Raw genomic sequence first — 13,267 nt, 5'->3', positions numbered from 1 at the left:
TCCCTTGTTTTGGGCGCGTTTCCAGACGCGAACCGCTATCCACTTCGCTTCAAAACGCCATGTCGCCCGGTTGACCGCCACGCCGCAACGGTGTGGTATGGCGGAATAATATCCGAGGCGTGGCAAAGCGCTCGTAACCAAGGGAGGGCGCCTATGGCCGACAAGGGCAACGATCCTGCCGTGATCTGGCAGACGATGATCGGAGAGATGGAGAAGGGGTTCAACTCCTTTGCCAACCAGGCGATGGCTTCGCCCGAATTTTCCAAGGTGATGAACCAGGTCGGCGGCGCCACGGCGGGCGCGCAGAAGCAGCTCGGCGAGCTGATGGAGAAATATCTCGTCAGCATGAATTTGCCGAGCCGGGCGCAAATGGTCGGCATGGCCGAGCGTATCCAGGGCATCGAAGGCCAACTCAACGAGATCAAGGCGATGCTGCACCAGATCCATCACAATTCGCTGGCGCCCGAGGGCGGCTATGGCGCGGCGCGGCCACCGCGCACCAAGCGTCCCCCGTCGGAGGGAGAGCAAAAATGAACGCGCCCGCCGCAGCCCTCGATCTGGCGTCGATACCCGAGCGGATCCAGTCCGAGGTACAGCGCGCGATCCAGCGCAGCATCAAGGGCGTCGAATACATCTCCTCGTCGGGCCCCGCGCTGGGTTCGACGCCGAAGGACGTGTTGCTCAGCCGCGGCACGCTGAACCTCTATCACTATCGCCCGATCGCGGACGAAATCTACCGCGTGCCGATCCTGATCGTGATGGCAACCACCAACCGCGGCTACATCCTCGACATGGTGCCCGGCCAGAGCTTCATCGAATTCCTGCTCAAGCGCGGCTACGACGTCTACATGATGGACTGGACCGCGCCGAAGCCGGAGGAAAAATCGCTGCGGATGGAGGATTACGTCCTCGACTTCATCCCGGATTGCGTCCGCCGCGTGCAGCAGGATTCCGGCGAAACGGACGTCACCGTGATCGGCTATTGCTTCGGCGGCGTGCTGTCGCTGCTGTACGGCTCGATCTTCAACGATGGACCGATGAAGAATCTGATCTGCTTCACCACGCCGATCGACTTCCGCGAGATGAAGCTGTTCTCGAATTTCTCGGACCGACGCTATTTCGACGTCGATCGCCTCGTCGACAGCATCGGCAATGTGCCGCCGGAAATGATCCTGTCGTCGTTCGAAATGCTGCGGCCGGCGTCGCGCGCCCTCAGTCAGGTGAATTTGTGGGAGAACATCTGGAACGACGAATACGTCAAGGCCTACCGGATGATGGATCGCTGGGGCACGGACACCTTGCCGCTGGCCGGCGAATATTTTCGCGCCATTACCAAGGACCTGATGTGGGACAACAAGCTGTTCAACGACACCATGAGCGTCGGCGGCCGTGCGGCCAAAATTGCCGACATCAAGGTGCCGATCCTGCATGCGGTCGCCGAGCACGATCACATCGTGCCCTATGACGCGGCCAAGCACCTGATCGCCAAGGTCGGCTCGTCCGACAAGGAAGAGGTGATCCTGAAGGGCGGCCATGTCAGCGTCGTCGCCGGCGCCAACGCAATCAAGCGGCTGTGGCCGAAATTGGACAACTGGTTAGGTAAGAGATCAACATGAGCGAAACACGTTCCTATCCGCGCCACGCCCAAACCGACGCCGGCGAGATCGAATTCCGCCTGATGTCCCGCGCCGACGAAGCTGCGGTGCTTGCCTTCGCGCAAAAACTGCCGACCCACGATCTCTTGTTCCTGCCGCGCAACATCAGCCAGCCCAAGGTGCTGTCGGCCTGGATCAACGAGATCGAGCGCGGGCAGATCACGAGCCTCCTGGCGGTGAAAGGCGACGCGGTGGTCGGTTGCGGCACGCTGGTGCGCGACCCGCATTCCTGGTCGCCGCATGTCGGCGAGATCCGGATGGTGGTGTCCCAGGACGTGCGCGGGCAGGGCGTCGGCCGGGCGCTGTCGCAGGAGACCTTCGCGCTGGCGCTGGGTGCCGGGCTGGAAAAGCTCTCGGTGCAGATGACCGTCGACCAGCAGGCGGCGATCGCTCTGTTCGAGAGCCTCGGCTTCAAGGCCGAGGCCCTGCTGCGGGACCACGTCCGCGACGTCGGCGGCAAGAAGCACGACATCGTCGTGCTCGGGCACAATGTGGCGCAGGTCCGGGCGCAGCTGGAAGCCTTCGGGCTCCCAGGCGCCGTCCAGCACTAAGCGCGCCGTCCAGCACTAGAACCGGCCGTCAAGCACTAAGCCCGCCGTCCAGCCCGGACTCAAAATCGCGAAACAACCCCATGCAAAGTAGGCGTGGGGCCTCGGCTATTCGTCCGAGGCTAAGACTAAAGTGGAACTTTTGCCGGTTCCCTAGGCAAACCGCCTATCATTGAGGCCGATCACGTATTCGTGATATCGCGATGCAACATTGATGTTGCGTTGCACCATTAACTATGGCACAACGATCTCGCCCCGGGCCACTCCGGACGGGGTGAGCCCATAGCTCAAACCTGAGGATGGAGAGACCCCAATGACCACCGAAACCAATTCCGTGCTGAACACCGTCAAGGAAGCCTTCGCGCCCGTCACCGAGGCGTTCACCAAGCTCCAGAACCTGGAAGTTCCGGAAGCTGCCCGTGAGTTCGTGAAGAAGCAGGCCGAGACCGCGAAGGTTCGCGCCGCCGACATGCATGCCGGTTCCGAGAAGGTGACCGCTGCCATCGAGACCGCCGTTGCCGGTTCGGTTTCCGAGGCAGCCAAGATCAGCCGTAACATCCAGCAGGCGTTTTATCAGGACGCGGAAGCGTTCTTCGCCGGCATCGACAAGCTCGCTTCGGCCAAGTCGCTGAGCGAAGCCGCCCAGATCCAGTCGGACATGGTCCGTGCGCGTGGCGAAGTGTTCGTCTCGCGGGCGAAGGCCACCACCGAGTATCTCGGCAAGCTCGTCGCCGACAGCGCCAAGACCGCTCAGGACAACTTCTCCAAGGTCTACAGCAAGACCGCCTGATAGCGATCTGCCAACTGCCCTTTTGGAAGGCCCGCTTAGGCGGGCCTTCTTTTTGTCTCCCACAGTTTGCGTTCCCCGGACGCAGTGCAGCGCGCACCGGTGCACTGCAGAGCCGGGGTCCATCGCCTGTGCATGGGTCCCGGCTCTGCGGAGCAGCGTGAAGAACGCTGCACCGCGTCCGGGACACGCAACTGCCGATGTGCGCAGCAGTTGAAAACGCTAAGCTTCGATTTCATTTGGAAGCTGTGATGACTGTCCCCGCCAAATTTTCATTCGACACGCCTGCCGACGCGCTGCGGGCTGCCGAACTGCGCCGTGTAAAGCTGCTGGCGACGCTGGTGCTGGCGGCGACGTTTGCGATCTTCATTGCGGCGAGGGCGCTGCTGCCGATCCATCCGGCGTTCGGCTTCGTCGCAGCCTTTGCGGAGGCCGCCACCATTGGCGGGCTGGCCGACTGGTACGCGGTCGTGGCCTTGTTTCGCAGGCCTTTGGGGCTGCCGATCCCGCACACCGCGATCATCCAGAGCAACCAGCACCGCATCGCCGACAAGCTCGGCGAATTCATCGAGCAGCATTTTCTGGAAGCGGCCCCGGTCGAAGCAAAACTCCGGCAGATCGATTTCGGTTCGTTCATCGCCGACTGGCTGCGCGACCGCAAGCGCAGCGAGGATCTCGCGCGCTTCGCACTGCGGCTGTTGCCCGAGGCGGTCGCGGCCACGGAGAATTCCGGCCTGATGACCTTCGTCAGCCGCCGCATCACCTCGCAATTGATGTCGATCGATCTTGCGCCGCTCGCGGCTGGCACGCTGCGCACCTTCGTGAAGGAAGGCCGGCACCAGGGCCTGCTCGACGACATCATGCGCGCGGTGCATCAATCGCTGACGCAGGCCGAGACCATGGCCATGATCCGCGAGAAGATCCGCGACGAATTGCCGACACTGCTGAAACTCTATCGCGCCGACAGGTTTCTGGTGAACAAGATCGTGGCGTCGGCGACCGCCTTCTTCGAGGAAGTGCGCAACGATCCCAAGCATCCGTTCCGCGACGAGTTCGACCGCATGGTGCTCACCTTCGTCGACCGGCTCGGCAGCGATCCGGCCTATGCCGAGCGCATCCAGGGGCTGAAGCGCGATCTCCTGGCGCGCCCCGAACTGAACAGCCTCGCGCGCCACATCTGGGAGAATGCGCGATCGTTCTTCGAGCGCAGCGCCTCAGGCGAGACGCAGGTGCTGGAGCAATATCTCGTGCGCATGTTCGTAACGGCCGGCGAGGCGCTGGCCGCCGACGCCGAGATGCGCGCCGAAATCAATCAGGGTCTGGTTGCGGTGCTTCGAAGTGTGGTCGCCGAACAAAAGAGCGGCGTTTCCACCTTCATCTCCGACCAGGTCAAATCCTGGGACATGGGGCAGTTGATTTCGCTGATCGAAATCAACATCGGCCGCGACCTGCAATACATCCGCTTCAACGGCTCGCTGATCGGCGGGCTTGCAGGATTGGTGCTTTACACCCTCGAGTACCTGCTGCGGCTCGTGTGACTATTTGATCACGTCTGCGCTTTTAATTGTCACAAGTGTGAAGTGGGCCGTTGAAAGAAGAATTCCGGTTCCTTAGCTTTTTACGAAATAATGTTGCGTTGCGGAACGATTCTACCAGGTGAACATCTTCCCACTGAACCCTGGCCGGCTGCCGAGACGTAAGGGGCCAGGCCCGAGAAGGAGATATGATGTCCGTTGCTACGCAGACGCTTCGTCCGCCGTCCAGAACCCTGATGTTTCTGGAGGGGCGGGCGATTTCCGAATTGGGCGCTTTCCTTGGTGCCTTGCCGCTCCTGAGTCTGGCGCCGAGAGGCGACGGGCATCCGGTGCTGGTATTGCCCGGCCTCGTTGCCTCCGACACCTCGACGCGTCCGCTGCGCAGCTTCCTCAGGAGCCGCGGCTACGCCGTCAGCGGCTGGCGCCAGGGCCGCAATCTCGGTCTGCGCCAGGGCGTGCAGCACGCGATGGTCGATCTCGTCCACGAATTGAACGACACCCACGGCCGCAAGGTCAGCCTGGTCGGCTGGAGCCTTGGCGGTCTTTACGCGCGTCAACTCGCCAAGATGATGCCGGAGCGCGTGCGCTCGGTGATCACACTCGGCAGCCCGTTCGCGGCCGGCCCGAAGGCGACCAACGCCTGGCGCGTCTATGAGATGGCGAGCGGCCGCCGCGCCGACGAAGAGGACGCCCGGTTCGGCGGATCGCTGGCGGGCACGCCGCCGGTGCCGACCACCGCGATCTTCAGCCGTACCGACGGCATCTGCGCCTGGCAGGGCTGCATGGAGCAGACCACCGCGACCTCGGAGAGCATCGAGGTCGAGAGCAGCCATTGCGGCATGGGTCATCACCCCGCCGTGGTCTATGCCGTCGCCGACCGTCTGGCGCAGCCCGAAGGCAAATGGGCCCCGTTCGACCGCAGCGGCTGGCGCAGCATGGTTTATCCGAACCCGGATAGGTAATCGGGTTACCGATAGCTAATTCAGAACGCCGGCCGCGCGCCGGCGTTTTCGTGAATCTGCAAAACGCGGTATGCGTTGAGGCATGCCGCAGCCGCTTGCCCGCATTGTCGAACAGCTCAAGCGCGAACCGTCGCGCACCGGCTCGATCGTCATCACCGTGTTCGGCGATGCCATCGTGCCGCGCGGCGGCTCGGTCTGGCTCGGCACGCTGCTCGAATTCTTTGCCGCAATCGACATCGACAGCGGCGTCGTCCGCACCGCGATGTCGCGGCTGGCGAGCGACGGCTGGCTCGAGCGCAACAAGGTCGGTCGCAACAGTTTTTACCGGCTCGACAAGAAGGGGCGGCAGACCTTCGATACCGCCACCAGGCACATCTACGATCCGCCACCATCCGACTGGACCGGGCGGTTTGAGCTGCTGCTGATCGGCAATGGCGGGGACCGCGACGCATCGCGCGATGCCTTGAAGAACGCCGGCTTCGGCAGTCCGCTGCCGGGCGTGTGGGTTGCGCCGTCAGGCGTGCCGGTTCCGGAAGAGGCCGCGGGTGCCATACGTCTGGAAGTCTCCGCCGAGGATGAGAGCGGCCGGCGTCTGCTCAGCGAAAGCTGGCCGCTTGAGCGCACCGCCGACGCCTATCTGAAATTCATGAAGACGTTCGAGCCGCTGCGCGCTTCGCTCGGCCGCGGCGAAGTCCTCTCCGACACCGATGCCTTCACCGCGCGGATCCTGCTGATCCACCATTACCGCCGCGTCGTGCTGCGCGATCCCCTGTTGCCGGCGCCGCTGTTGCCCAGGGACTGGCCGGGCAGGGCGGCAAGACGGCTCTGCGGCGAGATCTATCGCGGGCTGCTTTCGGCGTCGGAACAATGGCTTGACGACCATGCGACCAACGAAAACGGGCCGTTGCCGAAGCCGGGCGGGGCGCTGGCGCGCCGGTTCGACGGGAGGTAAACATGTTACAAAAATAACTTGCATTTTGTTTTTTATGTTATATGTTGGAGGAAAGAACATACGGGGAGGTCGGCCATGTACACGCAGGCGCTCAATACGTCCGATGGCGATATCAGCCACATCGAGGACGCCGCACGTTCCGCAAACTTCCAGGCGCGCATCGATGCCGACGAGCGAATCGAGCCGAACGACTGGATGCCGGCGGCCTATCGCAAGACGTTGACGCGGCAGATTTCCCAACACGCGCATTCCGAAATCGTCGGCATGCTTCCCGAAGGCAACTGGATCACCCGCGCGCCGTCGCTGCGCCGCAAGGCCGCGCTTCTCGCCAAGGTCCAGGACGAATGCGGCCACGGGCTTTATCTTTATGCCGCCGCCGAGACGCTCGGCACTTCCCGTGAAGAGCTGGTCGATCTGATGCTGGCGGGGAAAGCAAAGTATTCCTCGATCTTCAATTATCCGACGCTGACCTGGGCCGACATCGGCGCAATCGGCTGGCTGGTCGATGGTGCTGCGATCATGAACCAGATTCCGCTGTGCCGCTGTTCCTACGGACCCTATGCGCGCGCGATGATCCGCGTCTGCAAGGAAGAATCCTTCCACCAGCGCCAGGGCTTTGAGATCATGGTGACGCTGTCGAAGGGCAGCGAAGAGCAGAAGGCGATGGCGCAGAGCGCGCTCGATCGCTGGTGGTGGCCGGTGCTGATGATGTTCGGCCCGCCCGACAAGGCAAGCCAGCACAGCGACACTTCCACCAAGTGGAAGATCAAGCGTTTCTCCAACGACGAGCTGCGGCAGAAATTCGTCGACGCCACGGTGCCGCAGGCGCAGTTTCTGGGTTTAACGATTCCCGATCCCGGCATGAAGCAGAATGCCAACGGCAACTGGGAATACAGCGCGATCGACTGGGAAGAGTTCAATCAGGTGCTCGCCGGCAACGGCCCCTGCAACCGCGACCGGCTGGCGGCGCGGCGCAAGGCGCATGACGACGGCGCCTGGGTGCGCGAGGCGGCACTGGCCTATGCCGAAAAGCGCAAGCAGCGCACGCACGCGCAAGCCGCGGAATAGGGAGAGCGCCATGGCCACGCCGAATACGCCGCTCTGGGAAGTCTTCATCCGCAGCCGCAACGGGCTCGCGCACAAGCATGTCGGCTCGCTGCACGCCGCCGACACCACGCTGGCGTTGCAGGCCGCGCGCGACATCTACACCCGCCGCGGCGAAGGCCTCTCGATCTGGGTGGTGCCGTCGAACGCGATCACGGCATCCGATCCCTCCGAGAAGGGCATGATGTTCGAGCCCGCAGAATCCAAGATCTATCGGCACCCGACGTTTTACGACGTGCCTGACGAAGTCGGGCATATGTGATTGTCATCCGTCATTGCGAGCGCAGCGAAGCAATCCACCGCGCCGCAAAGGGATAGAATGGATTGCTTCGCTGCGCTCGCAATGACGACGAGAGTATCGCGCAAGCAGGATAGGCAAAATGGCAGTCGCATCCATCTCAGTCTCCGAAACCCCGCTGGTGCTCTACACCCTGCGCCGCGCCGACGATGCGCTGATTTTGGGCCATCGGCTGTCGGAATGGTGCGGCCACGCCCCTGCCATGGAAGAGGACATGGCGCTCGCCAATATGGGTCTCGACCTGCTCGGCCAGGCCCGCGAGCTTTATGCTTACGCCGCCAAGGTCGAGGGCCGGGATAACGACGAGGACAAATTCGCCTATCTGCGCGATGTCAGGCAGTACCGCAATCTGCTGCTGCTGGAACAGCCGAACGGCGATTTCGCGCGCACCATGGCGCGGCAGTTCTTCTATGCGGCCTTCGCCGATCTCTATTGGCGCGCGATGATGCAATCCAGCGATCCGACGCTGGCGGCGATCGCGGCGAAGTCCGAAAAGGAAAGCGCCTATCACGTCAGGCATTCGTCCGAATGGATGGTGCGGCTCGGTGACGGCACCGAGGAAAGCCACCGCCGCGCGCAGAGCGCGATCGACGATCTCTGGGCCTATACCGGCGAGATGTTCCATCTCGACGACAGCGAGCGCGGTCTGATCGACGCCGGCATCGCGATTGAGCCCGCCAAATTGCACGCGCCATGGCTCAAGACCGTGTCCGGCGTCGTCAATGAGGCGACATTGGCGTTGCCGCAGAACAACTGGATGCAGCGTGGCGGCCGCGACGGCCGGCACAGCGAACATCTCGGCCATCTGCTCAGCGAATTGCAGTCGCTGCCGCGAACCTTCCCGGGGGCGAGATGGTGACCGTCATGCTCCGCGATGCCGATTTGCGCCGGCGCGCCTGGGATGCCGCCGCGCAAGTGGTCGATCCCGAGATTCCGGTGCTGACCATCGCCGATCTCGGCGTGCTGCGAGAGGTTGCGGTCAGCGACGGCTGTGTCGAGGTCGCGATCACGCCGACCTATTCCGGCTGCCCCGCCATGAACATGATCGCGCTCGAAATCGAACTGGCGCTGGAGCGCGCCGGCATCGCGCGGCCCAAAATCCGCACCGTGCTGTCACCGGCCTGGACCACCGACTGGATGAGCGAGGAGGGCCGGCGCAAGCTCCGGGAATACGGCATCGCACCGCCGCAGGCGTCAAGCTCCCGCCGCGCGCTGTTCGGTGAGCAACAGGTGTCGTGCCCGCAATGCGGCTCGGGAAATACGGAGTTGTTGTCCGAGTTCGGTTCGACCTCCTGCAAAGCGCTGTGGCGCTGCAAGAGCTGCCGCGAACCGTTCGATTATTTCAAGTGTCATTGATCATGTCCCTCACACCCCGTTTCCATCGTCTCGCCGTCAACGACCTGCGCCGCGAAGCGCCGGATGCGATATCGCTGACCTTTGCGATCCCCGCGGAGCTGACCAACGACTACACCTTCTCGCCCGGTCAATATCTGACCCTGCGCACGACCATGGACGGCGAGGAAGTCCGCCGTTCCTATTCGATCTGTTCCGGCCCCGACGACGGTGAATTGCGCATCGCGGTGAAGAAGGTCGATGGCGGTGCGTTTTCGAATTGGGCTGCGGATGAATTGAAAGCCGGCGACGAGCTCGACGTGATGACGCCGACCGGCCGCTTCGGCGTCGCGCATGCGCCCGATCAAGCGCGAGTCTATGTCGGCTTTGCCGCGGGAAGTGGCATCACGCCGATCCTTTCGATCGTCAAGGGCGTGCTGGCGCGCGAGCCGAACAGCCGCTTCTTCCTGTTCTACGGCAACCGCTCGACCTCGAGCATGCTGTTCCGCGAGGCACTGGAGGAACTGAAGGACCGCTTCATGCAGCGGTTCTCCGTCTTTCACGTCATCTCCGGCGAGGAGCAGGACATCCCGATCCTGCACGGCCGGCTCGACGGCGAAAAGGTTCGCGTGCTGCTGCGCTCGCTGGTGCCGGCGTCGAGTGTCGATCACGTCTTCGTCTGCGGCCCCCTCGGCATGAGCGAGGACATCGAAAACACCTGCCGCGAGATCGGCATTGCCGAGGATCGCATTCACGTCGAGCGCTTCGTCTCCGAGTTTGGCGGCAAGCCGCGCGCCAAAAAGATCGTCGAAACAACAGCGCCGCCGAAGGCGCTGGCCTCGCTCGTGATCGACGGCAAGCGCCGCGAGGTGCCGGTGGCCGAGGACGAATCCATTCTCGACGCCGCATTGCGCGCCGGCATGGACCTGCCGTTTGCCTGCAAGGGCGGCATGTGCTCGACTTGCCGCGCCAAGCTGGTCGAGGGCGATGCACAGATGGAAGTGAACTATTCGCTGGAGCCGTGGGAGCTGAAGGCGGGGTTCGTCCTCACCTGCCAGGCGCGGCCGGTGTCGGATAGGGTCGTGGTGGATTACGATCATGTGTGAACAACGCCGTCGCGTTTGACGGTGCGACGGCTAGACTACCCGAATGAAAGAGGCCTGTTGCAACAGGCCCGACGACAGGGAGACCGCAGTGAACGTCAATGCCACGCTTTCGCCCGACGACCTCGCGCGCGCCTGTGCGGACGCGATGTGGAAGGAGGACGACGCCAGCAAGGGCCTCGGCATGCAGATCGTCGAGATCGGGCCCGGCCGGGCGACGCTGTCGATGACGGTCAGGCCTGACATGGTCAACGGCCAGCGCATCGCCCATGGCGGTTTCATCTTTACGCTGGCGGATTCCAGTTTTGCCTTTGCCTGCAACACCCATAACGAGCGCGCGGTCGCGGCGCAGTGCCATGTCACCTTCATCCGGCCCGGCAAGCTCGGCGATGTGCTGGTGGCGAGCGCGCGCGAGATCTCGCGCAGCGGCAGATCGGGCATCTACGATGTGCAGGTCACCGCTGGTGACGTTGTGATCGCGGAATTCCGCGGTCATTCCCGCACCATCGGTGGTGCGTGGCTGCCCGGTACCACGATAAAATAAACAAAACGATCTTTGAGGAAACACGCGATGGCTTCGACCAAGCTTCATTCCAGTGCAGGCGGCTACCGCGCCGAGTTGGACGCTGCGGAGCGCGCCTCCCGCGACGAGATCATGGCGCTGCAGACAAAACGCCTCGCCTGGTCGCTGGCGCATGCCTATGACAATGTCGCGCATTACAAGAGGGCCTTCGACAAGGCCGGCGTGCATCCCGGCGATTTCAAACAGCTCGCCGACCTTGCGAAGTTTCCGTTCACGGTGAAAACCGATCTGCGCGACAATTACCCGTTCAACATGTTCGCGGTGCCGCGCGAGAAAATGGTCCGCGTCCATGCCTCATCGGGCACGACCGGCAAGCCGATCGTGGTCGGCTACACGCAGGCCGATATCGACGTGTGGTCGGACGTGATGGCGCGTTCGATCCGCGCCGCCGGCGGCCGCACCGGCATGATCATGCACAACGCCTATGGCTACGGCCTGTTCACCGGCGGCCTTGGCGCGCATTACGGCGCCGAGAAACTCGGCTGCACCGTGGTGCCGGTGTCCGGCGGCATGACCGAACGGCAGGTGCAACTGATCAACGATTTCAAACCCGACATCATCACGGTGACGCCGAGCTACATGCTGGCGATCCTGGACGAGTTCAAGAAGCAGAAGCTCGACCCTCGCGCATCCTCGCTCAAGTTCGGCATCTTCGGCGCCGAGCCCTGGACCAACGCGATGCGCGTGGAGATAGAGCAGGCCTTCGACATGGACGCGACCGACATTTACGGCCTGTCGGAAGTGATCGGCCCCGGCGTCGCGCAGGAATGTGTGGAGACCAAGGACGGCCTGCATATCTGGGAAGACCATTTCTACCCCGAAGTGATCGACCCCGAGACCGGTGCGGTGCTGCCGGATGGCGAAAAGGGCGAGCTGGTGTTCACCTCGCTGACCAAGGAAGCCTTTCCGATCATCCGCTACCGCACCCGCGACCTGACGCGGCTGCTGCCGGGCACGGCGCGCCCTAGCATGCGGCGGATGGAAAAGGTCACGGGTCGCTCCGACGACATGATCATCCTGCGCGGGGTCAACGTGTTTCCGACCCAGATCGAAGAGGCTCTGCTCGCGACCGACTGGTGCGGCGGACATTTCATCATCGAACTGACGCGCGAGGGCCGCATGGACGAAATGACTGTGCTGGCGGAAGCCCGTCCCGAACATTGGGACGGCAGCGGTCTGCCCACGCATACGGAGAAAGTCGCAACCTTCATCAAGAACACCATCGGCATCACCGCCCGCATCAAAGCCGTCGCCCCCGAGACCCTGGAGCGATCGCTGGGAAAGGCGAAACGTGTTTACGACAAGCGCCCGAAGGGGTAACTGCTGATCCGCGCGAGGTCGCGCGAGATCAGGAATTCGATACATGCTTGCCGAGAAGCCAGTTGTTCAAGCCCGCTGCGTCCGCCTGCCAGCGAAAGTCGCCGACGCGGCCTCGCTCGCGCCCGTCGTCGAGACCCACACGCTGTCGCGCGGCGCCAATGATCTGCTGATCGAAGTCAAGGCTGCCGCCGTCAATCCGTCCGACGTGAAGGCCGCCACTGGCCTGATGCCCTATGCGGTGTTTCCGCGGACGCCGGGCCGCGACTATGCCGGCGTCGTGATCGACGGACCCGTGGGATCGATCGGGCGGGACGTGTTCGGCTCGTCCGGCGATCTCGGCATTCGCCGTGACGGCACCCATGCCACGCATCTCGTGGTCGAAGCCGATGCCGTGGTGGAGAAGCCCAAAAGCATTTCGTGGGAGGAGGCCGCCGGTATCGGCGTTCCCTTTGTGACCGCGATGGAAGGGCTGCGTCGCGCCGGCATTCCCAAAGCCGGCGAGACCGTGCTGGTCATGGGCGTCAACGGCAAGGTCGGGCAGGCCGCGGTGCAGATCGCAAGCTGGCACGGCGCGCGCGTGATCGGCGTGGTGCGCAAGGACGAACTTTATGAAGGCCACGCCAATTCGAAGGTCGAAATCATCAACGCTTCCGTGACTGACGTCGCGGCGCGTGTGCGCGAACTCACCGACGGCAAGGGCGCCGACATCGTGTTCAACACCGTCGGCGATCCCTATTTTCAGGCGGCGCATCAATCGCTGGCGCTGCGCGGGCGGCAGATCCTGATCGCAGCCGTCGACCGCATCGTGCAGTTCAACATTCTGGAGTTCTATCGCGGCCAGCACACCTATGTCGGCATCGATACGCTCGGCCTGTCGTCGGTCGCAACCGGCGCGGTGCTCAGGGAAATCGGACCCGGCTTCGCCAGCGGGCATTTAAAACCGTTCCCGATCAAGCCGGCGGCGATCTTTTCTCTGGAACATGCCAGGGCCGCCTTCATCGCGGTGGCGGGTTCGTCGCGCGACCGCGTGATCCTGCGGCCGGTGTAAATCCTTTCGGCCAGATATTTTTCCTCTTTATCGCGGGAAC

The 13,267-nt window shown here is 63.2% G+C and carries 15 protein-coding genes; all 15 read left to right on the top strand.

Going from position 1 to position 13,267, the window contains the following annotated elements:
* Nucleotides 1–153 precede the first annotated feature (153 nt).
* The 15 genes from JQ574_RS19180 (at nucleotide 154) to JQ574_RS19110 (ending at nucleotide 13,227) form a co-directional block, all read left to right on the top strand.
* Nucleotides 154–534 carry a poly(R)-hydroxyalkanoic acid synthase subunit PhaE gene (locus JQ574_RS19180; protein WP_192737256.1) on the top strand — a complete coding sequence of 127 codons (381 nt, stop codon included), beginning with the start codon at nucleotides 154–156 and terminating at the stop codon, nucleotides 532–534.
* On the top strand, nucleotides 531–1,616 hold the full coding sequence (locus JQ574_RS19175) for an alpha/beta fold hydrolase (RefSeq protein WP_212210607.1): 1,086 nt from the start codon (nucleotides 531–533) through the stop codon (nucleotides 1,614–1,616). Before JQ574_RS19180 ends, JQ574_RS19175 begins: the two co-directional genes overlap by 4 nt.
* Complete coding sequence (locus JQ574_RS19170; protein WP_212210609.1) at nucleotides 1,613–2,206, top strand: GNAT family N-acetyltransferase; 594 nt, start codon at nucleotides 1,613–1,615, stop codon at nucleotides 2,204–2,206. The genes JQ574_RS19175 and JQ574_RS19170 overlap by 4 nt, the downstream gene beginning before the upstream one ends.
* A gap of 310 nt (nucleotides 2,207–2,516) precedes the next feature.
* Complete coding sequence (locus tag JQ574_RS19165; RefSeq protein ID WP_212032347.1) at nucleotides 2,517–2,993, top strand: phasin; 477 nt, start codon at nucleotides 2,517–2,519, stop codon at nucleotides 2,991–2,993.
* A gap of 248 nt (nucleotides 2,994–3,241) precedes the next feature.
* A complete protein-coding gene (locus tag JQ574_RS19160; protein ID WP_212210611.1) occupies nucleotides 3,242–4,528 on the top strand; it encodes a DUF445 domain-containing protein in 1,287 nt (428 codons plus the stop codon).
* Between the two features lie 188 nt (nucleotides 4,529–4,716).
* Complete coding sequence (locus tag JQ574_RS19155) at nucleotides 4,717–5,487, top strand: triacylglycerol lipase (RefSeq protein WP_212210723.1); 771 nt, start codon at nucleotides 4,717–4,719, stop codon at nucleotides 5,485–5,487.
* Nucleotides 5,488–5,569: 82 nt separating this feature from the next.
* On the top strand, nucleotides 5,570–6,439 hold the full coding sequence (paaX, locus tag JQ574_RS19150) for a phenylacetic acid degradation operon negative regulatory protein PaaX (protein ID WP_212210619.1): 870 nt from the start codon (nucleotides 5,570–5,572) through the stop codon (nucleotides 6,437–6,439).
* Between the two features lie 75 nt (nucleotides 6,440–6,514).
* A complete protein-coding gene (gene paaA, locus JQ574_RS19145; protein WP_212210621.1) occupies nucleotides 6,515–7,507 on the top strand; it encodes a 1,2-phenylacetyl-CoA epoxidase subunit PaaA in 993 nt (330 codons plus the stop codon).
* Nucleotides 7,508–7,517: 10 nt separating this feature from the next.
* Nucleotides 7,518–7,805, top strand: coding sequence for a 1,2-phenylacetyl-CoA epoxidase subunit PaaB (paaB, locus tag JQ574_RS19140; RefSeq protein WP_212210623.1), 288 nt, complete (start codon nucleotides 7,518–7,520; stop codon nucleotides 7,803–7,805).
* 118 nt (nucleotides 7,806–7,923) lie between these two features.
* Nucleotides 7,924–8,700 carry a 1,2-phenylacetyl-CoA epoxidase subunit PaaC gene (gene paaC / locus JQ574_RS19135; RefSeq protein ID WP_212210625.1) on the top strand — a complete coding sequence of 259 codons (777 nt, stop codon included), beginning with the start codon at nucleotides 7,924–7,926 and terminating at the stop codon, nucleotides 8,698–8,700.
* Entirely contained in the window at nucleotides 8,694–9,197 is a 504-nt protein-coding gene (gene paaD / locus JQ574_RS19130) for a 1,2-phenylacetyl-CoA epoxidase subunit PaaD (protein ID WP_212210626.1), read from the top strand. The genes paaC and paaD overlap by 7 nt, the downstream gene beginning before the upstream one ends.
* 2 nt (nucleotides 9,198–9,199) lie before the next feature.
* On the top strand, nucleotides 9,200–10,279 hold the full coding sequence (paaE, locus tag JQ574_RS19125) for a 1,2-phenylacetyl-CoA epoxidase subunit PaaE (RefSeq protein WP_212210628.1): 1,080 nt from the start codon (nucleotides 9,200–9,202) through the stop codon (nucleotides 10,277–10,279).
* Between the two features lie 88 nt (nucleotides 10,280–10,367).
* Nucleotides 10,368–10,820 carry a hydroxyphenylacetyl-CoA thioesterase PaaI gene (gene paaI, locus JQ574_RS19120; protein ID WP_212210630.1) on the top strand — a complete coding sequence of 151 codons (453 nt, stop codon included), beginning with the start codon at nucleotides 10,368–10,370 and terminating at the stop codon, nucleotides 10,818–10,820.
* A 27-nt stretch (nucleotides 10,821–10,847) separates the two neighbouring features.
* Complete coding sequence (gene paaK, locus JQ574_RS19115) at nucleotides 10,848–12,179, top strand: phenylacetate--CoA ligase PaaK (protein WP_212210632.1); 1,332 nt, start codon at nucleotides 10,848–10,850, stop codon at nucleotides 12,177–12,179.
* A gap of 43 nt (nucleotides 12,180–12,222) precedes the next feature.
* The gene (locus JQ574_RS19110) at nucleotides 12,223–13,227 is read left to right on the top strand and encodes a zinc-binding alcohol dehydrogenase family protein (RefSeq protein ID WP_212210634.1); all 1,005 of its coding nucleotides are present in this window, start codon (nucleotides 12,223–12,225) and stop codon (nucleotides 13,225–13,227) included.
* Nucleotides 13,228–13,267: the final 40 nt, after the last annotated feature.

Origin of the sequence: Bradyrhizobium sp. AUGA SZCCT0158 (assembly GCF_018130065.1) — a bacterium.
Lineage (GTDB): Bacteria > Pseudomonadota > Alphaproteobacteria > Rhizobiales > Xanthobacteraceae > Bradyrhizobium.
Note: the sequence above shows the minus strand (reverse complement) of the source record. Positions and strands in the feature narration are given on the sequence as shown.

Coding starts and splice junctions, on each gene's coding strand:
- JQ574_RS19180 (WP_192737256.1), top strand. CDS start 154: ATGGCCGACAAGGGCAACGATCCTGCCGTGATCTGGCAGACGATGATC.
- JQ574_RS19175 (WP_212210607.1), top strand. CDS start 531: ATGAACGCGCCCGCCGCAGCCCTCGATCTGGCGTCGATACCCGAGCGG.
- JQ574_RS19170 (WP_212210609.1), top strand. CDS start 1,613: ATGAGCGAAACACGTTCCTATCCGCGCCACGCCCAAACCGACGCCGGC.
- JQ574_RS19165 (WP_212032347.1), top strand. CDS start 2,517: ATGACCACCGAAACCAATTCCGTGCTGAACACCGTCAAGGAAGCCTTC.
- JQ574_RS19160 (WP_212210611.1), top strand. CDS start 3,242: ATGACTGTCCCCGCCAAATTTTCATTCGACACGCCTGCCGACGCGCTG.
- JQ574_RS19155 (WP_212210723.1), top strand. CDS start 4,717: ATGTCCGTTGCTACGCAGACGCTTCGTCCGCCGTCCAGAACCCTGATG.
- paaX (WP_212210619.1), top strand. CDS start 5,570: ATGCCGCAGCCGCTTGCCCGCATTGTCGAACAGCTCAAGCGCGAACCG.
- paaA (WP_212210621.1), top strand. CDS start 6,515: ATGTACACGCAGGCGCTCAATACGTCCGATGGCGATATCAGCCACATC.
- paaB (WP_212210623.1), top strand. CDS start 7,518: ATGGCCACGCCGAATACGCCGCTCTGGGAAGTCTTCATCCGCAGCCGC.
- paaC (WP_212210625.1), top strand. CDS start 7,924: ATGGCAGTCGCATCCATCTCAGTCTCCGAAACCCCGCTGGTGCTCTAC.
- paaD (WP_212210626.1), top strand. CDS start 8,694: ATGGTGACCGTCATGCTCCGCGATGCCGATTTGCGCCGGCGCGCCTGG.
- paaE (WP_212210628.1), top strand. CDS start 9,200: ATGTCCCTCACACCCCGTTTCCATCGTCTCGCCGTCAACGACCTGCGC.
- paaK (WP_212210632.1), top strand. CDS start 10,848: ATGGCTTCGACCAAGCTTCATTCCAGTGCAGGCGGCTACCGCGCCGAG.
- JQ574_RS19110 (WP_212210634.1), top strand. CDS start 12,223: ATGCTTGCCGAGAAGCCAGTTGTTCAAGCCCGCTGCGTCCGCCTGCCA.